At 65.9% G+C, this 22321-nt stretch carries 24 protein-coding genes; 13 read left to right on the top strand and 11 right to left on the bottom strand.

Going from position 1 to position 22321, the window contains the following annotated elements; all coding sequences use genetic code 11:
• The first annotated feature begins 166 nt into the window (after positions 1-166).
• Positions 167-352, top strand: a complete 186-nt coding sequence (locus tag MRBLMA1_RS19020; RefSeq protein ID WP_133653456.1) for a YbdD/YjiX family protein — start codon at positions 167-169, stop codon at positions 350-352.
• A 71-nt stretch (positions 353-423) separates the two neighbouring features.
• Here the strand turns inward: MRBLMA1_RS19020 and MRBLMA1_RS19015 are convergent, their stop codons facing one another.
• Entirely contained in the window at positions 424-1341 is a 918-nt protein-coding gene (locus MRBLMA1_RS19015) for an XdhC family protein (protein WP_363738938.1), read from the bottom strand.
• A gap of 23 nt (positions 1342-1364) precedes the next feature.
• Positions 1365-2036 carry a S24 family peptidase gene (locus tag MRBLMA1_RS19010; protein WP_363738936.1) on the bottom strand — a complete coding sequence of 224 codons (672 nt, stop codon included), beginning with the start codon at positions 2034-2036 and terminating at the stop codon, positions 1365-1367.
• Positions 2037-2150: 114 nt separating this feature from the next.
• Between MRBLMA1_RS19010 and MRBLMA1_RS19005 the strand changes: the two genes are divergently transcribed.
• The gene (locus tag MRBLMA1_RS19005; RefSeq protein ID WP_133653459.1) at positions 2151-2336 is read left to right on the top strand and encodes a hypothetical protein; all 186 of its coding nucleotides are present in this window, start codon (positions 2151-2153) and stop codon (positions 2334-2336) included.
• A gap of 5 nt (positions 2337-2341) precedes the next feature.
• Positions 2342-2704, top strand: a complete 363-nt coding sequence (locus tag MRBLMA1_RS19000; RefSeq protein WP_414714725.1) for a hypothetical protein — start codon at positions 2342-2344, stop codon at positions 2702-2704.
• A gap of 112 nt (positions 2705-2816) precedes the next feature.
• Here the strand turns inward: MRBLMA1_RS19000 and MRBLMA1_RS18995 are convergent, their stop codons facing one another.
• Entirely contained in the window at positions 2817-3689 is an 873-nt protein-coding gene (locus MRBLMA1_RS18995; protein ID WP_363738933.1) for a hypothetical protein, read from the bottom strand.
• 4 nt (positions 3690-3693) lie between these two features.
• Positions 3694-4938 (bottom strand): TIGR04063 family PEP-CTERM/XrtA system glycosyltransferase, encoded by a 1245-nt coding sequence (locus MRBLMA1_RS18990; RefSeq protein ID WP_363738932.1) that lies wholly within the window; start codon positions 4936-4938, stop codon positions 3694-3696.
• A 206-nt stretch (positions 4939-5144) separates the two neighbouring features.
• Here MRBLMA1_RS18990 and MRBLMA1_RS18985 point away from each other — a divergent pair, with 206 nt between their 5' ends.
• From MRBLMA1_RS18985 to MRBLMA1_RS18960, 6 genes are all read left to right on the top strand, one after another.
• The gene (locus MRBLMA1_RS18985) at positions 5145-5270 is read left to right on the top strand and encodes a hypothetical protein (RefSeq protein WP_363738930.1); all 126 of its coding nucleotides are present in this window, start codon (positions 5145-5147) and stop codon (positions 5268-5270) included.
• Entirely contained in the window at positions 5263-6624 is a 1362-nt protein-coding gene (locus MRBLMA1_RS18980) for a putative O-glycosylation ligase, exosortase A system-associated (protein ID WP_363738928.1), read from the top strand. The genes MRBLMA1_RS18985 and MRBLMA1_RS18980 overlap by 8 nt, the downstream gene beginning before the upstream one ends.
• The gene (locus MRBLMA1_RS18975) at positions 6621-7313 is read left to right on the top strand and encodes a hypothetical protein (RefSeq protein ID WP_363738926.1); all 693 of its coding nucleotides are present in this window, start codon (positions 6621-6623) and stop codon (positions 7311-7313) included. The genes MRBLMA1_RS18980 and MRBLMA1_RS18975 overlap by 4 nt, the downstream gene beginning before the upstream one ends.
• Positions 7314-7401: 88 nt before the next feature.
• Complete coding sequence (locus MRBLMA1_RS18970) at positions 7402-8409, top strand: DNA topoisomerase IB (RefSeq protein WP_363738924.1); 1008 nt, start codon at positions 7402-7404, stop codon at positions 8407-8409.
• Positions 8410-8436: 27 nt separating this feature from the next.
• Positions 8437-9615: a mechanosensitive ion channel family protein gene (locus tag MRBLMA1_RS18965; protein ID WP_363738922.1), complete on the top strand. Its 1179-nt coding sequence runs from the start codon at positions 8437-8439 to the stop codon at positions 9613-9615.
• Positions 9616-9718: 103 nt separating this feature from the next.
• A complete protein-coding gene (locus MRBLMA1_RS18960; protein WP_363738920.1) occupies positions 9719-10105 on the top strand; it encodes a hypothetical protein in 387 nt (128 codons plus the stop codon).
• Positions 10106-10154: 49 nt separating this feature from the next.
• Here MRBLMA1_RS18960 and dgcA read toward each other — a convergent pair whose 3' ends face one another.
• Positions 10155-11129 carry an N-acetyl-D-Glu racemase DgcA gene (dgcA, locus tag MRBLMA1_RS18955; protein WP_363738918.1) on the bottom strand — a complete coding sequence of 325 codons (975 nt, stop codon included), beginning with the start codon at positions 11127-11129 and terminating at the stop codon, positions 10155-10157.
• Between the two features lie 96 nt (positions 11130-11225).
• Between dgcA and MRBLMA1_RS18950 the strand changes: the two genes are divergently transcribed.
• Positions 11226-12524 (top strand): class I SAM-dependent methyltransferase, encoded by a 1299-nt coding sequence (locus MRBLMA1_RS18950; RefSeq protein ID WP_363738917.1) that lies wholly within the window; start codon positions 11226-11228, stop codon positions 12522-12524.
• Between the two features lie 142 nt (positions 12525-12666).
• Positions 12667-14454: an ABC transporter transmembrane domain-containing protein gene (locus tag MRBLMA1_RS18945; protein ID WP_363738915.1), complete on the top strand. Its 1788-nt coding sequence runs from the start codon at positions 12667-12669 to the stop codon at positions 14452-14454.
• Positions 14455-14466: 12 nt separating this feature from the next.
• Here MRBLMA1_RS18945 and MRBLMA1_RS18940 read toward each other — a convergent pair whose 3' ends face one another.
• On the bottom strand, positions 14467-14793 hold the full coding sequence (locus MRBLMA1_RS18940; protein ID WP_363738913.1) for a hypothetical protein: 327 nt from the start codon (positions 14791-14793) through the stop codon (positions 14467-14469).
• Positions 14794-14795: 2 nt separating this feature from the next.
• Positions 14796-15749, bottom strand: coding sequence for a prolyl aminopeptidase (gene pip, locus MRBLMA1_RS18935; RefSeq protein WP_363738911.1), 954 nt, complete (start codon positions 15747-15749; stop codon positions 14796-14798).
• 127 nt (positions 15750-15876) lie between these two features.
• Between pip and MRBLMA1_RS18930 the strand changes: the two genes are divergently transcribed.
• Together MRBLMA1_RS18930 and MRBLMA1_RS18925 are read left to right on the top strand one after the other, a co-directional pair.
• Entirely contained in the window at positions 15877-16635 is a 759-nt protein-coding gene (locus MRBLMA1_RS18930; protein WP_363738909.1) for a class I SAM-dependent methyltransferase, read from the top strand.
• Positions 16636-16916: 281 nt separating this feature from the next.
• Positions 16917-19610: a TonB-dependent receptor gene (locus MRBLMA1_RS18925; RefSeq protein ID WP_363738907.1), complete on the top strand. Its 2694-nt coding sequence runs from the start codon at positions 16917-16919 to the stop codon at positions 19608-19610.
• A gap of 148 nt (positions 19611-19758) precedes the next feature.
• Here MRBLMA1_RS18925 and MRBLMA1_RS18920 read toward each other — a convergent pair whose 3' ends face one another.
• From MRBLMA1_RS18920 to MRBLMA1_RS18905, 4 genes are all read right to left on the bottom strand, one after another.
• Positions 19759-20076 carry a PilZ domain-containing protein gene (locus MRBLMA1_RS18920; protein ID WP_363738905.1) on the bottom strand — a complete coding sequence of 106 codons (318 nt, stop codon included), beginning with the start codon at positions 20074-20076 and terminating at the stop codon, positions 19759-19761.
• A gap of 334 nt (positions 20077-20410) precedes the next feature.
• Positions 20411-20833, bottom strand: coding sequence for an ExbD/TolR family protein (locus MRBLMA1_RS18915; protein ID WP_013848753.1), 423 nt, complete (start codon positions 20831-20833; stop codon positions 20411-20413).
• Between the two features lie 79 nt (positions 20834-20912).
• The gene (locus MRBLMA1_RS18910; protein WP_363738902.1) at positions 20913-21401 is read right to left on the bottom strand and encodes an ExbD/TolR family protein; all 489 of its coding nucleotides are present in this window, start codon (positions 21399-21401) and stop codon (positions 20913-20915) included.
• Positions 21402-21514: 113 nt separating this feature from the next.
• Positions 21515-22273: a MotA/TolQ/ExbB proton channel family protein gene (locus tag MRBLMA1_RS18905; RefSeq protein WP_133653477.1), complete on the bottom strand. Its 759-nt coding sequence runs from the start codon at positions 22271-22273 to the stop codon at positions 21515-21517.
• Positions 22274-22321: the final 48 nt, after the last annotated feature.

The following is a 22321-nucleotide window of genomic DNA, read 5'->3' as shown; positions in this document are numbered from 1 at the left end:
AGATGCGGCAGATCATCTTCAACGACCGGATCGACGCGGCGCTGGTCGCGATCTTCCTGTTCGTGGTGCTGGCGGTGCTGGTCTTCACCATTCGCACCTGTCTCGCGGCGCGGAAGGTGGCGGGGTCCACGGCGCGGGAAATCCCGGCGCAACTGGTGCCGGCGGAATGAGCCTCTTCCTCCACCGGCTGCGTCAGATGGCGCGCATGATGGTCGGGGTGCCCGATTATGACGCCTATTTGCGGCATATGCGCGCGCATCATCCCGATCGGGCGCCGATGGACCGCACCGCCTTTTTCCGGGAGCGGCAGGAGGCGCGCTATGGCGGCAAAAACGGGGGGAAGTGCTGCTAGGACGGATCGCTGGCCCAGAAATCGTGGAAAACGAGGGATCCAGAGCGGCGATCCGATTGGGCAGGATCGGATCAGCGCCTGGCGTTGAAGCCGGCGACCATGCCGGCGGCGATGGAAAGGGCGATTTCGGCCGCGCCTATCGCGCCAATGTCGAGGCCGGCGGGACCGTCTATCCGCGCCAGCTCTTCTGCAGCGAAACCCAGTGCGGCCAGCCGCTCCAACCGCGCGGCATGGCTTTTGCGCGATCCGAGGGCAGCGATATAGCCGGTGGGCGCCCGCAGGGCGGCGACCAGAGCCGGGTCGTCGATCTTTATGTCGTGGCTGAGCGTCACGATTGCGGTGGATTCACCGGGAAAGCGGGCCGCGACCGCTTCGTCCGGCCAGCGGTCGTCCAGTTCGACTCCGGGGAAGCGCTCCGACGTCAGGAAGCGGCCCCGCGGATCGATGATCACCGGCGTGACGCCGATCGCCTGCGCCAGCGCGCTGAGCGACTGGGCGATCTGAACCGCGCCCACGATGAATATGCGGCGCGGGGGATCGTAGCGGTTGTGGAACTGCCCCTCCACCACTCCTTCGCGGGTCAGGCCGGTCGCCAGATCGGTCGACAAGGTGAGCGCCCTGCCCTGCCCGCTCTCCGCCGCGATCCGATCCAGCAATGCGGGGTCGAAGCCGTCCGGGCCAAGCGGCTGGACCAGCACGCTGATTTCCCCGCCACAGGGCAGCCCAACCGCCCAGGCGTCGCCATCCGCCACGCCATAGCTCTCCAGATGCGCCGGTCGGCCCGCAATCACCTCCGCGGCGCGCTGGAGCACGTCGGCCTCGACGCATCCGCCGGAGATGCTGCCTTCGAACCGGCCATCCTCATGCACTATCATATGGCTGCCGCGCGGCCGGGGTGCGGAGCCCCAGGTCGATACAACCGTCGCCAGCCCCAGCCGGGCGCCGCGCCATTCCATGGCCTTGCGGATGACCGCGCCATTGTCGTTCAAAAGCCTGCCTCCTAACCAGTCGCCTAAACCAATCGTCTGCCGGTCCATACCACCCGACCGACGATCATCACCAGCGCCGGATCGATGTCGATCCAGTCGGGATAATGGGGGTTGTCGCTGAGCACGGAGAAAAAGCCCCGGCGCGGCCCCAGGGCCACCCGCTTCACCATCAGCACCCCGTCAAGCCGCAGCACATAGACGCCATCGCGCAATCGACCTGCATCATCGTCATGATTGACCATGATCTCATCGCCGTCGCTGAGCGTCGGCGCCATGGATTCGCCGTCGACGCGGATGATGGATATTTTTTGCGGCCGGACACCCAGATGGCGGAGCCAGTTGGCGTCGAAGGCCATCAGGCCGGCCGCCCGCTCATCCTCGTCCAGCGATCCCGGCCCGGCCGAAGCACCCAGCGACAGACGCGGCACGCTGACCACCGACGGCAGGGAGCGAAGCTTGGCCGGCGGTGTTCCAAGCGGGGCCGATCCGCCCAGCATCTCATCCGCCACGCCGAAATAGCGGGCCAACAGGCGCCTGTCCTCCTCATCCAGCTTTCGCGGCGTGCCCCGTTTGATGAACTGCTGAATATAGGCGGGATTGCGGTTCAGCAGGCGCGAGATGTCGGAATAGCTCTCCCCCCGCTCGGCAATCAGCCGTTCCAGCACGATTCGCGGATCTTCCTGATGCCCTGTCATGCTTTCCTTCTACATCTAGGATTTTTCCTAGACAAGTAGGAAATAGGGTAAGAGATAGGAATAAACCTGCGGATCGCATCGGGCGAGTCGCTAAAGCAAAGGAGTAACAGGGGAATGCTGCTTCGTGCCGTCGAGAAGTTCCTGCGGGAGAACGGCGTCCCGGCCACCAGGTTCGGCCGTGAGAGCGTTCGCGATCCGCGGCTGGTCTTCGACCTGCGCAAGGGTCGCGAGCCGGGGGACAGAATGAGGAGACGTGTGGAACATTTCATGAACAACTATCGCAGGAGCGCCGGACAATGACAAGCATGGACATCCGGAAAAGCGCCATCGATCGCGTGCGGGACGGCATGCAGGCCATGAGCGCGCGCGATCCCCTGCCCCGTCTGATGACGCAACTGATCGAGCGGGCGGGAGGAACGGTCCTGGTGGAGCGCGCCGCCAGCCGTCCATGGGCCAGCGCGCTGTTCCAGGGGCGGCGCCACATCATCGCGCTGACCCTGGCCGGACCTGACGCGGCAGAGCGGAGTGCGGCCTTTGCCGAGGGAATCGAGGAGGCGGAGTGGATGCTGTCCGGCCACTTCGTCGCGGACATCCGCATCGACAGCCGTCATCCGGCGCCGGATGGCGAGCGGATGGAATTGTCGGCGCTCACCATAGAAGATTGGTGAGCGTCATCAGGGCGATGGCCAGGCGATCGCAACCGATCGCTGGTCAGCAAATCGAGGAAAACAAGGGATCTGGAGCGAGGGGTTGCCCTTCAGCGCATCCTCGCCTGCCGATTTACCGGGCGCGGCCAGTCATGGTGCGCAAAGTCCCCAGAGCGGCGCGCAGGGCTTCGTCCACGCCCTGTTCGACCTCGTCGCGCACCGGAACGGCAGTTTCCACCGGCATGTCGGCCAGGACGGAGACGGGCCGGCCCATGCGCTTGCGCTGGGCAAGGCCCTGCTCCAGCCGCTGGGTCAGTTCCGCCAGCGAAAGATGCGCGATGGGAGCGGGTCTCGCCCGCGCGGGCTGCGCCATCTCCGCAGGATCGGCATCGACGGCTTCCGGGCGGGTTTCAGGGCCGGTTTCGGCGCTGCTTTCCGGCGAAAATGCCTGTTGAAGGCGCGCGAAGGCCGTTTCCTCCGTCATCTTCTCCGGCGCGCCGGAAATGGCGAGACCGCCGGACGGGGCGGCCTGCGCCTCCTCCTCGGCTGGCGGCGCGGTGCGGGTAAAGATGTCGAGTCCGCCAAAGTCGCGGCTGGCGAAGATCGGCGCACGTGCCGGCGCGTCGGGATGCGAGTCGCTCCGGCGCAGCGCCGGACCCGTTTTGCTCCGGCCGCGGGACAGCCAGTTCAGCTTCGACAATGCAAAACCCATTTCACTCACTCCTGCGGCGCCGCTTTCGCGCCCTTGCTTGTCATGCGTCAGCAGAGCGACGCGCCTTTCCCTTTGCCCCGCCCAGGCCAGACCCAGGACCATGGCGGCGCCAAATCCCGCGAACAGCAGCCGGGCCTTCAACCCCAGTGGCGGCGCGGCGGCCGGCATGGCTTCGCTGAGGCCGCTCGATGCCACGACCGTCTCGACCAGCCCGACCGGCAAGGAGAAGAGGAGCAGCCCGGCGCCCAGAGCGGCCAGCAGCGCCTTTGCCCAAATGCTCTTGCGCCCGCTCATTTCTTCACGCCGCCGCCCGCACCCGCTCCGGGCGCGTCAGCAATTGCCGGTAGACAGGTTCGTAGCGAAGAATGTTTGACGACCAGTTACGCTCCCGCTCCACGAAGGCGCGCGCCACCGCACGCCGTTCATCCCAGAAGCCGCGATCCGCGAACATCCCGGCCAGCGCGGCGGCAAGGGCCGGCGGATCGTCGGGCGCGAACAGCGTGCCGGTGACGCCATGTTCGATCAGTTCGCGATGGCCGCCGACGCTGGATGCGGCGACCAGCCGGCCCTGCGCCATGGCCTCCAGCGGCTTCAGCGGCGTCACCAGATCGGTAAGGCGCATCGATTTGCGCGGATAGGCGAGGATATCGACCTGCGCATAATAATCCTCGACCTGATCGTGCGGCACGCGTCCGACGAAAACGATATGGTCGGCAAAGGGAGAGGCCATGGCCTGGTCGCGCAGCGCCTGTTCGCGCGGGCCGCCGCCGACCAGCAGCAGCTTCGCCTTCGGACGGGCGCGCACCAGTTTCGGCAGCGCGGCGATGAGATCATCCAACCCCTCATAATCGTAGAAGCTGCCGATAAAACCGACGACGTCGGCGCCATCCAGCCCCAGTTTCGCGGTCAGCGCGGGATCGCGGGGGACGGGCGTGCCGAACTGGTCCATGTCGACCCCATTGGGCGAGACGATGATCTTGGCGGCATCGATGCCCCGCGCCACCAGATCGCCGCGCAGCCCTTCGCAGATCACCGCGACCGCATCGGCGGTGCGGACGGCATGAGTTTCCAGTTGCCGGGTCAGCCAGTAGCGGGGGCTGCCCTCCGTCCCGGTGCCGTTGCCCACCGCCGCATCCTCCCAGAAGGCGCGGATTTCGTAGATCATGGGGATATTGTGCCGCTTCGCCACCTTCTGCGCGGCGATGGCGTTCAGCACCGGCGAATGGGCGTGGATGATGTCGGGCCGCCACTGGCGCACCAGCGCATCGATGGCGTCGGCATGGGCGGAAATATCGCGCCATTCGCGCAGCAGCGCATGGGCGCCGGTCGATTCGCCCGGCGTGCGATGGAAATGCAGGCCGTCCACTATCTCCTCCAGCGGACCCGGCGCGGCGTGGCGATGGCCGGTGATGCCGCGCACCTCCCACCCCTTTGCCTGTTGCGCCCGCAGGATCGCGCGGGTGCGGAAGGTATATCCACTGTGCATGGGCAGGCTGTGGTCCAGCACATGAAGGATCCGGGGATCTGGCAGAATCCGTGTCATGGCCCTGAGTCTTGCCGGAAAAGGTTTAACGGGCCGTCAACTCTGTTGGGTTAGGGGTGGGATGGTTCAGGCTTCAGTACGAGGTGCTCCTGCGAAGGCAGGAGTCCAGTTCTGCCGTCTGGACCGGGCTCTCGCGAGCCGCTCGTCTCACTCGAGTGCCTTCGCAGGAGCAGTTTGCAGATAATGGATGGCCCGCAACACACGCGATGATCGACGCCCTTTCCCTTCTCATCAGCCATGGCGTCATCCTGCTGGCGGCCTGGCGGCTGCTGTCGCGGCCTGACCTGGATCGCGACCCGTCCGACCCGCGAGCGGAGGGCGGCGATGCGTGACCTGTTCTTCGTCGCCTTCCTGGGCGCCTTCTTCCTGGCCGGATTCCGGCGGCCTTTCCTGCTGATCGCGGTCTATGCCTATATCGACATCGTCTCGCCCCAGCGGCTTTCCTATTTCCTGCTGAACAGCATTCCCATTTCCTTCATCGCCTTCGTGCTGGCGGTGGGAGCGTGGATATTGGTCGACGACAAGAAGGATTGCCGCCTGTCCGCGCGGCAGTTCATCCTGCTGCTGTTGCTCGCCTGGTGCGGCTATACCACGGCGACCGCGGACTTCCCGATCAACGCCGCGACCAAATGGGGCTGGGTGTGGAAGGCGATGCTGTTCGCCATCTTCCTGCCCGTCACCCTGCGCACTCGCCTGCGAATCGAGGCGCTGGCCCTGTTCATGGTACTCTGCGCCAGCACGATCATCATCAATGGCGGCATGAAGACGGCATTGTCGGGGGGGGGCTATGGCGTGCTGAACCTGATGGTCGACAATAATAGCGGCCTCTACGAAGGCAGCATCATCTCGACCGTGGCCATTTCGCTGATCCCGCTGATCCTCTGGCTGTCCCGGCATGGCACCGTCTTCCCACCCGACTGGCGGGTGAAGCTGTTCGCCTATGCGCTCTGCTTCGCCTGCCTGCTGATGCCCCTGGGCACGGAGGCGCGCACCGGCATTGTCTGCATCGCCATCCTGGCAGGGCTGATGCTGATGCGGTCGAAGCGGCGTTTCCTCTATGGCCCGTTGATGGCTGTCGCGGCGCTGGCGGCCATCCCCTTCCTGCCCGCCAGCTTCACGCAGCGCATGTCGACTATCGAGAATCACAGCCAGGACGAAAGCGCCTCGACCCGCCTGGCCGTGTGGAAATGGACGCTGGACTATGTGCGCGAGCATCCGGGCGGCGGCGGCTTCGACAATTATCTGCAGAACAAATTCACCTATGTCATGCAGGAGCGGGTGATCGACGCTGCCGGTTCGCGCATGGAAAACCGCATCATCACCGATCATGGCCGCGCCTATCACAGCGCCTATTTCGAGATGTTGGGCGAGCAGGGCTATTTCGGCTTCTTCCTGTGGGCGCTGCTGCATCTGACCTGCTTCATCCGCACCGAGGCGATCCGGCGCCTGTACCGGACGCGGGAAGGCGATGAGGCATGGGTATCGCCCTTCGCGCTCGCGCTGCAGCAGGGGCATGTCATCTACATGGTGGGATCGCTGTTCGTGGGCATCGCCTACCAGCCCTTCATCTTCATGATGCTGTCGCTGCAGATCGGCCTCGACACCTATTTGACCCGGAAACGCAAGTTGGCCGCGCGCCAGCCGTTATTTCCCGCAACGGCAGTCGCGCAGGGGAGTCCCGCATGAAGGGCGAGTTGAAGATATTGGGAGTGGCGCATGGGCTGCTGCTGGGACTGGTGCTCGCCGCGCCGCTGATCATGCCGTCCCTGCTGCCCTGGAGCGCGGAGGCCCTGTTCATCGTCGCCGCCTTCCAGTTGCGGCTGGCGGACCGGCGGTGGGAAACCCGCGCGGGATTGCGCGGCTGGATCAGCCATATCCGCATGGCGCCCCTGCGGCTGATGCCCTGGGCCGGGATCGCGGCTGTCGCGCTCTTCGCCGGATTGGAGCAGGGCCGCCTTGCCATGGCCATTCTGGTCGCCATCGCCATGGGCGAATTGCTGATCTATCCGGTCGTCGCCAATCTGCTCGGCCGCCTGCCGCGTCGTGGCCTGGCCGGAGCGATCCTGCTGCTGCTGATCGGCTGCGGCCTGGCGGAGCCGGCCCAGGCTGCTCGCTTCGCCATGGCCTTTGCGCTGGGCATAGGCGGCTGCGTCTTCTGGTTGCGCGGTCCGGATGGGGAGCCGGGCGCGACATTGATGGCGCTGGGCGGAACGATCTTCACGACGGCGGCCGCGCTGCTGGTGCCAGTGGCGCAGGCCGTCGCGATCCCTGCCGCGATCCTCTGCCTGACGCTGACCCTCGCCCATCTGTCGGTGATGCGCCGGCATCCCCAGCACTGGCAACTGTCCGGCGGCATGCGGTTCAGGCGGCTTTAGCCGGCGGCATAGGGGGCGCGCGCTTTGTCCTCCGCCCCCGCATGGCGCTTCGCGGAACGAAGCGATCGACGGCGGGTTTCGGAAAATCATGCCGTCTGTTTCCGTCGTCCATGCCAATGACAGCCTGCCTGGCATCACGCGCCGGGCCGCGAAAAGGGGATGGGCCTATTTCGACGCGGGCGGCAAGCGCATCACCAATCGGGAAGAGATCGACCGGCTGAACGCCATCGCCATGCCGCCCGCCTATCGCGACTGCTGGTTCTGCCCCCACCCGCACGGCCATATCCAGGCGACCGGCTATGACGACCGGGGCCGGAAGCAATATCGATACCATGTCGATTTCCGCGCCGCGCGGGAGGCGGAGAAATATGCCGGCTGCCCGGCGTTCGGCCGCGCCCTGCCCAAGCTGCGCGCGCGGATCGAGGCCGACCTGTCCAGGCGCGGGCTGCGCAAGGAAAAGACGCTGGCCGCTGTCGTCCGCCTGCTCGACCTGGCCAAGGTGCGCGTCGGCAATGAACAATATGCCGCCGCGAACAAGAGCTTCGGCGCGACCACGCTGCGCCGCCGCCATGTCGACCTGCGCGGCCAGGCGCTGCGCCTGCGATATCGCGCCAAATCGGGGCGGGAGCATGAGCTGACGATCACCGATCGCCGGCTCATCCGCTTCGTTCGCGCGATGCAGGACCTTCCGGGACAGCATCTCTTCCAATATCTGGATGAGGAAGGGATCGCCCGGCCGATCACCTCCAGCGACGTCAACGCCTATATATCGGAGGCGATGGGCAGCGATTTCACCGCCAAGCATTTCCGCACCTGGGGCGCCTCCGTCATTGCGTTCGAGACGCTGGCGGCGGGCGACGTGTCACTCGGGCAGATGATAGAGCCGGTCGCCGCGGCCCTGGGCAATACCCCGGCGATCAGCCGCAAAAGCTATATCCACCCTGCGCTGATCGCACTTTGCCGCGATGGACAGGACGTCTGGCGACAGGGGCTTCGCCTGCCGCGCGCAACCCGCTATCTGTCCCGCTACGAACGCGGACTGATCGTCTTTCTGGAAGAGGCTGGCGGAACGGCCGCCCTTCCGATAGCGGCCTGATCCGCGGGCCCGAACGCAAGGATTTTCATGGCTGCCGAAAAAGACACCGCCACGCTGCCGCAGATCGACGTCCGCCCGCCCAACCTCAGCGAGATGTGGCATTCGACTGTTCACTGGTTTTCGCTCCACTATCCGCAGATCCTGATCGCCATCGGCGCGGGGGTGATCGTCTACAGCCTGCTGACGGTGCTGCGCGGCGTCGGCGGGCGGTTGAAGGGGCATCCGGGCGACACGCTGGGCCTTGCCAATGTGGTGGGCCGCGCCTTTGCCCGCACGACCCATTTCTTCATGGTGATGGTCGCTGCGCGGCTGGTGGTGAGCTATGCCAGGCCGCCGGAGATGGTGCTCAAGACCATCGCCTTCCTCTTCACCATCGCCGCCGTCTTCCAATGCGCGATCTGGGCGCGCGAGATCATATTGGGCCTGGTGGAACGGCGCACCTCGGCGGACGAGGGCCAGAGCCTGGCCAATGCCATGGGCCTGATCCGCGTGCTGGTGACCTTTGCCCTGTTCGCCATCGCGCTGATCGTCGTGCTGGACAATCTGGGGGTCAATGTCACCGGCCTGGTCGCGGGCCTTGGCATCGGCGGCATCGCCATCGGCCTTGCGGCGCAGGGCATATTTTCCGACCTGTTCGCCGCGCTGTCGATCATCTTCGACAAGCCGTTCCGGCTGGGCGAGGTCATCACCTATGACCAGACCACCGCCCGCGTGGAGCGCATTGGCCTTAAAAGCACCCATCTGCGCGCGATGAGCGGCGAGAAGAAGGTGATATCCAACGCCAACCTCCTCCAGAAGGAGATCACCAGCCTCCAGACGCTGGCGCAGCGGCGGGTGAGTTTCGCCATCGGCATCATCTACCAGACGCCGGAGGACAAGGCCGAGGCCATACCCGCCATGTTGAAGGAGATCGTCGAAGCGGAAGGGCATGTTTTCGTCAATGCAGGCCTGGTCAGCTTCGGCGCCAGTTCGCTCGACTATCAGCTCAATTTCGACGTGCCCGACCCGGACACCCATGATTATTTCGGGTCGCGGCACAGCGTGGGCCTGGCGATATGGAAGCGTTTCAACGCGGAGGGGATCGAGTTTGCCTATCCGACGCAGACCAGCTTCACGGCGGCGCCGGACGGCCGCGCGATCATGCCCTATCCGGAGGTGCAGCCGGTGGTCCGCGTCGACCAGCCGCAGCGTGGCGCCCAGGGCTGACTCGCCCGACCGCATATCGGACTCGCTTTGCCTGCTCCCCCTTGCCCGGCGCGTCGGCGGGAGTCAGTCGGGGAGCGCCCTGAACGGATAATTCGGAACAGTCATGAAAAAGATCTGCCTGCTGACCGCCGCCGCGATCGCCTTCGCCCCCGCCGCCCATGCCGAGGGGATCGGCGCCGAACTCAACTATGGGCGCGCCGACGGGCATTGGGGAACGGAAATCGGCGCCGGCTATGCCATGGATATTGGCGGCTTCAGCCTGACGCCGGGCGGCGGCGTCTATCTGCGCGACGGTGACACGAAGCTCTACGGCCGCGTGGAGGCAAGCTACTCCCTCCCCGCCTCCGCCACCATCGGCGCTGGCGTACGCTTCAGCAGCGACAATGTGCGGCCCTATGCGACGCTTGCCATGCCGCTGATCCCCAAGCTGCGCGCCAAGGCCAATGTAGGACCGAAATATTATGCGCTGGGGCTGACGCTGGGCTATTGATATCGGCGTCGGACTGCCGCGAAGGTCCGACGATCGCTTGGAAATCGCTCTAGATCTCGCCCCACAGGTTGCCCGGCCATAGCTGCCCCTCGCGCAGTTCCAGTCCCCCTTCCCGGTCCTTCGCCAGCAGCAGCGCGCCATCGAGGTCGATCCAGTCCGCCCCCTGCGCGACCAGCGCGGCGGGAGCGATGCCCAGCGACGTGCCCAGCATGCAGCCGACCATCACCCGGAATCCCCGCGCCCGCGCCTCCCGCGACAGGGCCAGGGCCTCGGTCAGCCCGCCCGCCTTGTCGAGCTTGATATTCACCGCGTCGAAATCGCCCAGCCGGTCGAGGTCGGCCCGTGTGTGGCAACTCTCATCCGCGCAGAGCGGCAGCGGCGAACGGACCCCTGCCAACCGTTCCTCCCGACCATGGAAGACCGGCTGCTCGACCATCTCCACCCCCAGTTCCGCCAGGGCCCGCGCCTCGTCCGCGATATCCAGATCATGCCAGCTCTCATTGGCGTCGACGATCAGCCGCACCGCTGGCGCCCCTGCACGCACGGCGGCTATGCGCGCCCGGTCGCCATCCCCGGTCAGCTTGCATTTGAGCAGGCCGAAACCGCGCGCCGCCGCTTCGCGCGCGTCCGACTCCATCTTTTCCGGATCGCCCAGGCTGATGGTGAAGGCGGTGGGCAGCGGGCCGGGCATCTCCACGCCGGCGAGTTGCCACACCGGCACGCCGGCGCGCTTCGCCTCCAGATCCCACAGCGCGCAGTCCAGCGCATTGCGGGCGGCCCCGCGCGGCATCGTCTCCAGCAGCGCCTCCCGCTCCAGAGGCCCTGCATAGGCCTGGATCGCCGCGGCGCAGCCTTCCGCCGTCTCCCCCTCATAATAGATCGCCGTGCCCTCGCCTCTTCCGACATGCGTGCCATCGCCCACGGTGCAGACGACCACATCCACCGATGTCTTCGCCCCACGGCTGATGATGAAGGCCCCCGCGACCGGCCAGCGTTCAACAGTCGCGGATATGATGCGGGTCATCGGCGTTCCCTATGCTGGCAAATATACGGGTCTATGCGAACGGTCTATCCCGCCGCATAACCAGTCTCCACCCGCAGATAAAGGACAGGCGCACCCGTGACCTCCAGAGAATTGACCGGAATCCTGTCCCTCGGCGATGCCGACGCAACGGCGTCCCGACGGCGGCCGTCGGATGCGCTGGGCGACTGGGCCTGGCGCATCGGTTTCGGCGCGATCAGCTGGCCCTGGCTGCTGGCCAGCCTGTCGGGCGGGCGCAAGGCGGACAAGCGCGCGCTGCTCGACGAGCTTGGCCTGCCCCATGACGCGCTGCCGCATCTGGGTAGCTGGAAGGCCGATGTCGGCTTCCTGCGCCATATCGTCCGGGAAATCGCGGAGCTGCGGCCCGCCCATGTCGTGGAACTGGGAGCGGGCGCATCGACGCTCATCGCGGCGCGCGCCCTGGCGCTGCATGGCGGGGGTCGGCTGACCAGCTTTGACCAGCATGACGGCTTCGTGCAGGCGACCCGCAACTGGCTGGCCGATCACGGACTGACCGCCGATCTGCGCCATGCGCCGCTGGCCGTGGAGAGGGAAGACTGGCCGGGCCGCTGGTACGACATCGACAGCCTGCCCGAGAGGATCGACCTGCTGATCATCGACGGGCCGCCCTGGGCAGTGCATCCGATGGTGCGCGGCGCGGCGGACAGCCTGTTCTCCCGGCTTTCTCCGGGCGCCGTGGTGTTGCTGGACGATGCGGCGCGTCCCGGCGAACGACTCGTCGCCCGGCGCTGGCGCAAGCGTTGGCCGCATATCGAATTCCGGCTGAGGCATGACGGAACCAAGGGGACGCTGGTGGGCCGGCGCCGCGACCCATCCCTCCCGGTCGCCAACGACAATGACCATCACCGCCTTTGGCGCCATCTGGGCCGGGCAGCGGGCATCGTCGCCCTGATCGCCACGGGCTGGATTGCGCGCGGCGAACTGGGCGAATTCCCGCAACCCGCGCAGGCCTCCGCCTTCCTGGACGAGGCCGCCGCATCCCACCGCACGGGGCTGCTGCGCCAGAGCATGGCATCCCAGGTGGAAAGCGCCACGCTCAATCCCGGCGAAATCCAGCGTTCGACCGGTATCGTCCTGCCGCCGCTGCCCGCCAGTTGGCATGTCCAAGACGTGCAGCTTTATCCCACGCCCGACAGCCCGGCCATCGCCGTTTCGATCACCACGCCGCAGGGGGAGCAGCTCTCCTTCTTCGCGGACCGGGCCGAAACCCCGGCGGAGGCGCGCCCGCTGCTCGCCCGGCGCGCAGATGACGTCATCGCCTATTGGGAGGCGGGCGACATGGCCTATGCCCTGACCGGCCGCGCCGGGCCGCAGCGCATCATGACGCTGGCGGCGGAGATCGCGCCCGCAAGCTAGCGGTCTTTCGATGCCGCATTTCCCGAGCCGTCGACCGTAACCGGTCAACTTGAAAATACTCCAGGGCGCACCGCCAGAAAGGGTCGGATTTCGAATCCGGGAATGTTCCCTTTCCCGCGAAATCCCTTTAGAGCCCGGCGTCATGCAGGATGTGGAACAGCCATCGCCGCGCGCCGGGACGCGCCCCCCACTGGGCAGCCTGTCGATGATCTGGCGCTTCGCCAGACGCTATCCCGGCCGCATCGCGGGGGCGCTCTTCGCCCTTCTCGTCTCGTCCGCCGCCACGCTGGCGATCCCGAGCGGGTTCCGGCTGGTGATCGACCGCGGCTTCATGGGCGGGGGCGACATCAGCCGCTGGTTCGAATATCTGTTCCTGATCGTCGCGATCCTGGCGCTGGCCACGGCCGCCCGCTTCTACTTCGTGTCCTGGCTGGGGGAGCGCGTCGTCGCCGACATCCGGTCCGCCACCCAGGCCAATCTGCTGCGTCAGGAACCTCGTTTCTTCGAGGAAAACCGGCCGTCCGAAATCGCATCGCGCATGACCGCCGACACCGCGATCATCGACCAGGTGGTGGGATCGACCGTGTCGATCGCGCTGCGCAACGTGGTGACGGGCATCGGCGGCCTCATCTATCTCTTCGCGCTGGCGCCCAAGCTTGCCGGGCTGCTGCTGCTTGGCATTCCCGTCATATTGGTCGCGATCATCGGCCTTGGCCGCCGCGTGCGGGCCCTGTCGCGGGCAAGCCAGGACCGGTTGGCCGAAGTCGGCAGCGTCACGTCGGAAACGCTGGGCGCGATGAAGATCGTGCAGGCCTTCGGCCAGGAGGGGCGGGAAGCGGCGCGGTTCGACAGCACGGTCGAGGCCGGCTTTGCCACCGCGCGCCGCCGGATCGGGCTGCGCGCGGCGATGACGGCGATCGTCATCGCGCTGGTCTTCGGGTCGATCACGGCGGTCATGTGGCAGGGTGCGCTGGACGTTGCCGACGGGAAGCTGTCCGGGGGCAGCATCGCCGCCTTCGTCCTGACAGGCGGCCTGGTCGCGGGCGCTTTCGGTGCGCTGTCGGAAACCTGGGGCGACCTGCTGCGCGGCGCGGGTGCCGCCGGGCGGCTGCATGAGTTGATGGGCGCGACCCCACAGATCACCGCTCCGACGCGGCCCGTGCCGGTGCCGCGGACCGAACATGGCGCGCATCTTCAGTTCGAGGATGTGCATTTCCGCTATCCCACCCGCCCCGACCAGGCGGCCCTGCACGGCATTTCGGTCGACATCGCGCCGGGCGAGACCGTTGCGATCGTCGGCCCCTCCGGCGCGGGGAAATCGACCCTGATCCAGTTGGCGCTGCGCTTCTACGATCCCGATTCGGGCGTGATCCGGCTGAACGGCGTGCCGCTGCCCCAGGCCGATCCGGCGGAAGTGCGCGGCATGATGGCCATGGTGCCGCAGGAAAGCATCCTCTTCGCCGCCTCCGCACGCGACAATCTGCGCTACGGGCGATGGGATGCCAGCGACGAGGATATCTGGGCGGCGGCCCGTGCCGCCAATGCGGAGGTTTTCCTGCGCGCCCTGCCGCAGGGTCTGGACAGCTTTCTGGGTGAAGGGGGTGCGCGCCTTTCCGGCGGCCAGCGCCAGCGCCTGTCGATCGCCCGCGCCCTGCTGCGCGATGCGCCGATCCTGCTGCTGGACGAAGCGACATCCGCCCTCGACGCCGAATCGGAGCGGCTGGTGCAGGACGCGCTGGGACGGTTGATGCAGGGCCGCACCACCATCGTCATCGCCCACCGGCTGGCCACCGTCAGAGCCGCCGACCGCATCCTGGTGCTGGATGAGGGGCGGCTGGTCGAACAGGGCGACCATGCCACGCTGATGCAGCAGAAGGGGCTCTATGCGCGGCTGGCCAATCTGCAGTTTCAGGATGTTGCCGCCAGCTGAGGGGCGTGACGGTTAGTGCGTGCGGCTGGTAACGTTCGCGGTGCCGTCGGCCTGGATCTCGATCAGATGGGCCGTGCCGTCATTGCACTCCGCCTTCCAGCCCTTGACGCCGGGCCGGACTTCCGTGCGCTCCGATCGGGTGACCGTGGGGCAAGCCGCCCCCGACGCGCGCACGGCCCGTTCCAGCACGCCGTTGCGCTGGGCCTCGTCCAGCTTCGCGACGGCCGCAGCGGCGCCGGTTTCTGGCGTTTCCCGGCGATCGACGGCCGTGATCCGGTCGCTGCTATCGCCGCAGGCGATCAGGGTGAACACCCCCGCCAGCACCATCCATGTGCGCATGATTATCCTTTCGCTTGAGCGGCAAACCCGTCCGTCGCCCGGATGAGCGCGTCCAATATGCCGGGTTCGTTGAATGCGTGGCCCGCCCCTTCGATCATTTCGAAGCGCGCCTGCGGCCAGGCCCGGTGCAGCGCCCAGGCGGTTTCGGCGGGACAGGCCATGTCATAGCGGCCCTGCACGATGACGCCGGGGATGCCCGCCAGTTTTCCGGCGTCGCGGATGAGCTGGCCTTCCTCCAGCCAGCCGCCATGGACGAAATAATGATTTTCGATCCGCGCGAAGGCGAGCGCGAAATCATCGGCCTCATGCGTGGCGGACAGCGTCGCGTCGGGCATCAGGCGGATGGTTTCGCCTTCCCAGACGCTCCAGGCCTTGGCCGCGGCGATCTGCCGCAACCGATCGTCGCCGGTCAGGATGCGGCGATAGGCGTGGAGCAGGTCGCCGCGTTCCGATTCCGGGATGGGCGCGACGAAGCGTTCCCATTTGTCCGGATAGATGCGGCTCGCGCCCTGCTGATAATACCAGTCGATCTCCTGCCTGCGGATGGTGAAGATGCCGCGCAGCACCAGTTCGGTGACGCGCTCGGCGTGGCTCTGGGCATAGGCCAGGGCCAGCGTCGAACCCCAGCTTCCGCCGAAGACCAGCCATTGGTCGACCCCCATCATCTGCCGCAGGCGTTCGATATCGGCGACCAGATGCCAGGTGCTGTTCGCCTCCAGCTCCGCATGGGGCGTCGAGCGACCGCAGCCGCGCTGGTCGAAAAGAAGGACATCGTAGCGTTCCGGATCGAACAGGCGGCGGTGATCGGGCGATATGCCGCCGCCCGGCCCGCCATGCAGGAAGACGGCGGGCTTTGCGCCCGGCGTTCCCGCCCGCTCCCAATAGATGCGGTGGCCATCACCGACGTCGAGATGTCCTGAAGCAAAGGGTTCCAAGGCGGGATAAAGCGTGCGCATGCACCAATGTGTAGAAAGTCTGGCGGCCAATGCAATCGACGGACGCGCGATCCGCTTCGATCGGCGACGCTTGAGTGGCGACGAAGCCCGGTGCATCTTTCGCGCGATTCATACAGGAGGGATTCCGATGCGTTCCACCCTTGCGCTTGTCTGCGCCGGCCTTGTCTTCGCTTGCGCTCCCGCTGCCCTGGCGAAGGCACCCGATTTTGCCGCCGCCATTGCCGATCCCGGGCGCCCCGCAGAGGCAAAGGCGCTGGACGAGGGACGCAAGCCGGCCGAAACGCTTGCCTTCCTTGGCCTGAAGCCGGGCATGAAGGCGGCGGACATCGTGACGGGTTCGGGCTATTGGGCGGAGATCATGGCCGATGTCGTCGGTCCGAAGGGGACGGTGACGGGCTTTGAGCCCAGCCAGTTCACGGCCGATGCCGAAAGCCTTCAGAAATGGCAGAAGCTGCAGGCCCGTCGACCCGAAGTGCGGTGGGTCAGCTATCCCTTCGAAGCTTTCACCGCGCCGCCCGGCAGCTTCGACTTCACCATCCTCAACCTCAATTATCACGACCTTTACTGGCAGTCCCAGGAGATGGGCATTCCCGTCGCCGATCCGGCCGCCTTCGTGACGGCGCTCTACGCGGCAACGAAGCCGGGCGGGATCGTCGGCGTGATCGATCATGTCGGACCAGCGGGCGACACCCGGGCGATCGTCGACAAGCTGCACAGGATCGATCCGGCGGTGGTGAAGGCCGACTTCACCAAGGCCGGCTTCGTGCTGGAGTCGGAAAGCCCGTTGCTGGCCAATCCGCAGGACGACCACAGCAAGCCCGTGTTTGATCCCGCCATCCGCGGCAAGACCGATCGCTTCCTCTTCCGCTTTCGCAAGCCGAAATAAGGATCGTTCGAACGCGGGAGGCCGGAAACGGAAGAAGCGGTCGGTGGTGCTGGGCGCGCCATCCCGCTGCGGGGCGCGTAGCGGCCATGGGCGCCTCGACGCGCGAGGGCGGCCTCATGAAGGCGGCGTCATGGATCCGGCATCCTATTCCATGACGCTTTCCGACCGGCGGTGCGACGCCGGATTACATTTTGCGACAAATCTTTACAGGCGTTGCCAGAGTCTTGCGACAACTCCCCCCTAGAGGGAGGGCATTCAGGTTCCAATCCCAGGGGGTCATAGTGCGCCGTTCCTTCGCCTGCTTTCTGCTTCCATTGATGATGAGCGCGGCGCCGGAGGCGCTGATGGCGCAGACGGAGGGCCCCAAAGGCCCGGCCGGGCAGATGGACGATGCCGATGAGATCGTCGTCACCGGCCAGCCCCAACGCGGCGCCGTGGTCGGCAATATCAAGCCGGAGCAGCAGCTTTCCCCGGCCGATGTGCGTGCCCTGGGCGTCACGTCCATATCGGAGATGATCACGGAATTGTCGCCCCAGACCAACGGAACGCCGGTAGTGCTGCTGAACGGCAAGCGCATCTCCAGCTTTTCGGAGATTCAGGACATCCCGTCCGAAGCGGTGGCGCGCGTCGACATCCTGCCCGAAGAAGTCGCGCTCAGCTATGGCTATGCGCCGACGCAGAAGGTGGTGAACATCGTGCTGCGCCAGCGGTTCCGCGCCGAGACGGTGGACCTGCGCGCGGGCACGACGACGCAGGAGGGAGGCGACAACGGCTCCGCGGAAGGGGCCGTGCTGCGCATCCGGGGCGACAATCGCTTCACCCTGGACATGCAGTACAAGACCGCCGCATCGTTGCTGGAGAGCGAACGCGGCGTGGTGCCGACCGTGCAGGGCGATCGGGCCAATCAATTGTCCGGCATCGGCGCGTTTCTGGTGGGCGAGAATGGCATGACCGGCGGCGAGCTGGCGCATCATCGCACGCTCAGCCCGGCGACCGAGAGCTTTGCCACCAATGCGACCCTGGCCCGCGCGCTGGGCAAGATATCCATGTCCCTCAACGGACGACTGGAACTGTCCGACAGCGACAGCCTGCAGGGGTTTCAAGCAGCACAGTTCGACCTGGCCGCCGGCAATCCCTTTTCACCCCTGTCCACGCCGACGAGTTTCTATCGCTACCTGCGGCAGGCGGGCGAGCTGGGGCAACAGATCAGGGGCACGACGGGCCATGTCGGCCTGACGTTGAACGGCTTGTTGGGAGGCGGCTGGCAATGGTCCTTCACCGCCAATGGAGACTATTCCAACACCCGCACCGCGACGGATCGAGGCGTGGGCACGGCGGCGATCCAGAACGCGATCGACGCGGGGGCGGACCCCTTTGGCAGCTTCTCCGCCGACCTGCTGTCGACGCGCCTGATCGACCGGGCAAGGGCGGAATCGAAAGCGGTGCAAGGCGACCTGCTGCTGTCGGGTCCGCTGTTCGACCTGCCGGCCGGGGCGGTGACGACATCCGTTCGGGTGGGCGGCTCGGCCAATGGCTTTGACAGCTGGTCGACCCGTTCGGGCGTGGAGCGCGACAACAGCTACAGCCGCGAAATCGGTAGCGGGCAGATCAGCCTGGACGTGCCGATCACCAGCCGGACGAAGGGCGTGCTGGGCGCAATCGGCGACATCGGCGTCAATGTGAATGCGGCGGCCCAGCATTATTCCGACTTCGGCACGCTGTCGACGCTGGGCTACGGCATGCGCTGGCGGCCGGTGCCCGCCGTGCAGTTGCTGATGTCGGCCAATCAGGATCGCGCCGCTCCCACGGGCCAACAGATCACCGATCCGCTGATCTCCACGCCCAACGTGTCGGTGTTCGACTATGCGACCGGACAGACCGTGTTCGTGACGCAACTGAGCGGCGGCAACGCCGCGCTCCGGGAGAGCGTGCGCGACCAGTTCCGCCTGAGCGCCACCATCAAGCCGTTCGACAAGCCCAATCTGACCCTCACCGCGACCTATACCAACAGCCGGACCACCAACCCGATCTCGGCATTCCCGACGCCGACCCCAGCGATCGAGGCCGCCTTTCCGCAGCGTTTCCTGCGCGACGAGGACGGCAATCTGGTGCAGATCGATGCACGGCCCGTCAATTATCTGCGTTCGCAGAGCGAGCAGCTGCGCTGGGGCTTCGATCTTTCCATTCCGCTGAAGTCGCATATCCAGAAGGTGGTGGAAGCGTGGCGGGCCGCGGGCGCCAAGCCGGAGGAGCGGCCCAAGGAACTGCAGGATCTGCGTGGATTGTTCGGCAATCGCGGACCGGGGGGTGGTGCCGGAGGGCCTCCTCCTGGACCGGGTGGTGGCGACCAGCCGCGGGGTGATGGCGATCGCGGCGGACCGGGCAGCCAGGGCGGGGGCTTTGGCGGCGGGCCGCGAGGACCGGGCGGCGGCTTTGGCGGACCTGGCGGTTTCGGCGGCGGACGGGGCGGCGGAGGCGGAGGGCGGCTCAGCTTCAGCCTCTACCACAGCTGGCATTTCAACGAGCACATCCTGATCGCGCCCGGCGTGCCGGAACTCGACCTGCTCAATGGGGGTGCCACCGGATCGTCGGGCGGACAGCCCCGGCATGAGCTGAATGCGCGGGCCGGCTATACCAATAACGGCCTGGGCGCACGGTTGAGCGTGGATTGGCAGAGCGGCACCCATGTCGATGGGGCGCTGGGCGGAACGGCTGGTGGCGCATCCCGGCTGGATTTCAGCAGCCTGGCGACGGTGGACCTGCGCCTGTTTGCAAATCTGGGGCAGATGCCCTCGCTGGTGAAGAACCATCCCTTCCTGCGCGGTGCGCGCGTTTCGATCGGCATCGACAATCTGTTCAACCAGCGGCAGAGCGTCACCGATGCAAGCGGCAACACGCCGGTCCGCTACCAGCCGGGATATATGGACCCGACGGGCCGTGCAGTGACGATCAGCTTTCGCAAGCTGTTCTTCTGAGGAAACCGGCCGCGGCTTTTATCGGTGCCGCCATCGGGTCGGTGTTGCCGAAGCGAGGCTGCGATCACGACAGGGCGATCTTCGCGGGTCGGGGGGGGGAAGCGCGATCAGGCGATTTCCCGGCATATCCACCAGCTGAAGCGCGTGATTATTCGCCGAGTCGGATGATGTGATCCAGAATGGCGGGGTGCAGCGGCCGTTCGAAGACGCATCCCGATTCATGCGCCCTGGTCCACAGCACGCGCGCGCGGCGGCCTTCAAAGCCGGGCAACATGATCCACAGATCATCGTCGGCTGTCAATTTCATGAAGCTTTTCAGGCGGAAGCCGACTTCAGAGACATCCGCGATGTGGCTCTTGAACCAGGTCTCGCCCGGTCGCCGCACCCGAACGGCGATAAGCGCCGTGCGGCGATCTGCGAGACGCGCGTTGCCGCTATAGGGTTTTGTCTGAACTCTGACGCCCATGATCCAATGCCGATTTGACCATCAGCATCATCGCCTTTCACGGTGAAGAAAGCATTAAGCCGCATCTGGCGCGGCAAAAATAAGGGGCCGCCGAAGCAGCCCCGTTCAAGGTTGCGCATCTCGCGCCCGATTGCGTCACCCCAGCCCGCGCCCGGAAACGGGAAGTCGAACATTCCCGGCCAGACAGCGGCGGCGTTTTCGCGCCCTGGGAGCACATGGACATCCGATGATCCAGCGGATGCCCGCCATGCGCTCCTTACGATGCGCATTCCTGATTTCGAGCCGGGTTCCGGCACAGCCGGACCCGGCACGAAGGCCTTAGAACATGACGGCCTTAGAAATTGCCGTACTGTTCGTTGCCGACGAAGCCCAGCTTCGTCACGCCGGCGCGTTTGATCTCCGCCAGCACTTCATCAACGACCACATAGCGCGTGGCCGCGTTCGGCTGGAACTGCAGTTCCGGCTCGACCGGCAACCGCAGCGACTGCTGCAGATACTGACGCAGGGTCAGCAGGTCGATCGCAGAACCGTTCCAGGTGATGATGCCGCTGGGATCGATCGCCACCTTGTTCTTGACAGGGTCGATGACGCTGTCAGTCGGCGGGGCGTTCTGCGGCAGGTCGATCTTGACCGCGTGGGTCTGGATCGGGATGGTGATGATGAACATGATGAGGAGAACGAGCATGACGTCGATCAACGGCGTCGTGTTCATTTCCACCATCGGTTCGCCATCGTCTCTTCCGGCACTCATTGCCATGGCGATACTCCTAGAGCATTTTCAGTGATGGCCGTTGACCGGCAATCCGATTTGAAAATGCAGCACAAAGGGCTGTAACTTAAAGCCGCTGCGTATGCGAACCCGGCTCGGGCTCGGATATGAAGCCGACTTTCGGGAAACCGGCGCGCTGCATCGTGTAGATGGTGCCGCCGATGCACCGATAGGGAACGTTGATGTCGCCGCGGATATGCACTTCGGGCAGATCCTCCGGCGTCAGGTTTTCAACGCCGCCCGCCTTCTTGATGTCCGCCTCAAGCTTCGCGACCGCGCGGTCGAGCAGCTCGCTGGACGTTACGCGGGTCATGTTCCAGTAGACCGCACAGCTACCGTCGGAACCCTGCGTAACCGACAGGGACACGTTTTCCGGTTTTGTCGTCGTCGGCTCGAACGCGACCTTGGGGAGCTGCAGCTGAACCGTCTGGACGACGACCGGGACCGCGATGAGAAAGATGATGAGCAACACCAGCATGACGTCGACGAGCGGCGTCGTGTTGATGTCGGACATCGGCTTGTCTTCACCGCCGTCAGAGCCAACACTCATTGCCATTGATTATTTCCTAACATGCTTGTCGATGGTGCCCCGGCAATCCGGGGCCCACGTCCGATAAGGGGATCCGAGCGTCGCAGCGCCGCCGACCCCCTTGCCGGCATCTCAGCCTATCAGGCCTTGGTCGGCGCGGCGGCCGGCTTGGCAGCCGGAGCGGCCGGGGCAGCGGCGATTGCGGGCTTCACGGCGCCGTTCGACACCAGATAGGCCAGCAGGTCGACGGTGAAGCCGGCGAGCTGTTCCTGGATCGACTTGTTGCGGCGCTGCAGGAAGTTGTAGGCGAGCACCGCGGGAACGGCCACGGCCAGACCCAGGGCGGTCATGATCAGAGCTTCACCGACCGGGCCGGCAACGGCGTCGATCGAGGCCTGACCGGCAGCACCGATCTTGATCAGCGCGCGGTAGATGCCGATAACCGTACCGAACAGACCGATGAACGGCGAGGTCGAACCGACGGTCGCGAGGAACGCGAGGCCACCGTTCAGCTTCGAGTTGATCGCCGCTTCCGAACGGGCCAGCGAGCCGTGCAGCCAGTCATGGGCTTCGACCGGGTCGGTCAGCTTGGTGTGTTCTTCCTGCGCCTTGATGCCGTCATCTACGATCTGCTTGTAGGCGGAGTTCTTTTCCAGCTTGGCGGTGCCTTCCTTCAGGCTGGCGGCGCGCCAGAAGGTCGCACGCACCTTCTTGCCCTGGTTGATCACCTTCTGCTGTTCGATCAGCTTGGTGAAGAGAATATAGAAGGTGCCGACCGACATACCGCAAAGGATGATGAAAACGGTCCAGGCGATGGTGCCGCCCTGCTGGAGCGCCTCCATCAGGCCATAGGGGTTCTCCGACTTCGGCGCAGCGGCCGCAGCGATAGACATCAACATGTTCAAGACTTCCCTCTCAAAGGATCAATAACAAGGGGAAGGCGGCGT

It is taken from the genome of Sphingobium sp. LMA1-1-1.1 (assembly GCF_040676365.1).
Classification (GTDB): Bacteria; Pseudomonadota; Alphaproteobacteria; order Sphingomonadales; family Sphingomonadaceae; genus Sphingobium.
The sequence above is the reverse complement of the archived record's forward strand: the minus strand, read 5'-3'. Positions and strand labels throughout refer to the sequence as shown.

What these genes read in the sequence shown, in the direction of transcription:
- MRBLMA1_RS18920 (WP_363738905.1), bottom strand. Translation starts at nt 20,076, where the DNA reads ATGGGCGTCAGAGTTCAGACAAAACCCTATAGCGGCAACGCGCGTCTC.
- pip (WP_363738911.1), bottom strand. Translation starts at nt 15,749, where the DNA reads ATGCGCACGCTTTATCCCGCCTTGGAACCCTTTGCTTCAGGACATCTC.
- MRBLMA1_RS18960 (WP_363738920.1), top strand. Translation starts at nt 9,719, where the DNA reads ATGAAAAAGATCTGCCTGCTGACCGCCGCCGCGATCGCCTTCGCCCCC.
- dgcA (WP_363738918.1), bottom strand. Translation starts at nt 11,129, where the DNA reads ATGACCCGCATCATATCCGCGACTGTTGAACGCTGGCCGGTCGCGGGG.
- MRBLMA1_RS19000 (WP_414714725.1), top strand. Translation starts at nt 2,342, where the DNA reads ATGGACATCCGGAAAAGCGCCATCGATCGCGTGCGGGACGGCATGCAG.
- MRBLMA1_RS18990 (WP_363738932.1), bottom strand. Translation starts at nt 4,938, where the DNA reads ATGACACGGATTCTGCCAGATCCCCGGATCCTTCATGTGCTGGACCAC.
- MRBLMA1_RS19020 (WP_133653456.1), top strand. Translation starts at nt 167, where the DNA reads ATGAGCCTCTTCCTCCACCGGCTGCGTCAGATGGCGCGCATGATGGTC.
- MRBLMA1_RS18945 (WP_363738915.1), top strand. Translation starts at nt 12,667, where the DNA reads ATGCAGGATGTGGAACAGCCATCGCCGCGCGCCGGGACGCGCCCCCCA.
- MRBLMA1_RS18940 (WP_363738913.1), bottom strand. Translation starts at nt 14,793, where the DNA reads ATGCGCACATGGATGGTGCTGGCGGGGGTGTTCACCCTGATCGCCTGC.
- MRBLMA1_RS18970 (WP_363738924.1), top strand. Translation starts at nt 7,402, where the DNA reads ATGCCGTCTGTTTCCGTCGTCCATGCCAATGACAGCCTGCCTGGCATC.
- MRBLMA1_RS18910 (WP_363738902.1), bottom strand. Translation starts at nt 21,401, where the DNA reads ATGGCAATGAGTGTTGGCTCTGACGGCGGTGAAGACAAGCCGATGTCC.
- MRBLMA1_RS19010 (WP_363738936.1), bottom strand. Translation starts at nt 2,036, where the DNA reads ATGACAGGGCATCAGGAAGATCCGCGAATCGTGCTGGAACGGCTGATT.
- MRBLMA1_RS18985 (WP_363738930.1), top strand. Translation starts at nt 5,145, where the DNA reads ATGATCGACGCCCTTTCCCTTCTCATCAGCCATGGCGTCATCCTGCTG.
- MRBLMA1_RS19005 (WP_133653459.1), top strand. Translation starts at nt 2,151, where the DNA reads ATGCTGCTTCGTGCCGTCGAGAAGTTCCTGCGGGAGAACGGCGTCCCG.
- MRBLMA1_RS18975 (WP_363738926.1), top strand. Translation starts at nt 6,621, where the DNA reads ATGAAGGGCGAGTTGAAGATATTGGGAGTGGCGCATGGGCTGCTGCTG.
- MRBLMA1_RS18965 (WP_363738922.1), top strand. Translation starts at nt 8,437, where the DNA reads ATGGCTGCCGAAAAAGACACCGCCACGCTGCCGCAGATCGACGTCCGC.
- MRBLMA1_RS18995 (WP_363738933.1), bottom strand. Translation starts at nt 3,689, where the DNA reads ATGAGCGGGCGCAAGAGCATTTGGGCAAAGGCGCTGCTGGCCGCTCTG.
- MRBLMA1_RS18930 (WP_363738909.1), top strand. Translation starts at nt 15,877, where the DNA reads ATGCGTTCCACCCTTGCGCTTGTCTGCGCCGGCCTTGTCTTCGCTTGC.
- MRBLMA1_RS18905 (WP_133653477.1), bottom strand. Translation starts at nt 22,273, where the DNA reads ATGTTGATGTCTATCGCTGCGGCCGCTGCGCCGAAGTCGGAGAACCCC.
- MRBLMA1_RS18980 (WP_363738928.1), top strand. Translation starts at nt 5,263, where the DNA reads ATGCGTGACCTGTTCTTCGTCGCCTTCCTGGGCGCCTTCTTCCTGGCC.
- MRBLMA1_RS18915 (WP_013848753.1), bottom strand. Translation starts at nt 20,833, where the DNA reads ATGGCAATGAGTGCCGGAAGAGACGATGGCGAACCGATGGTGGAAATG.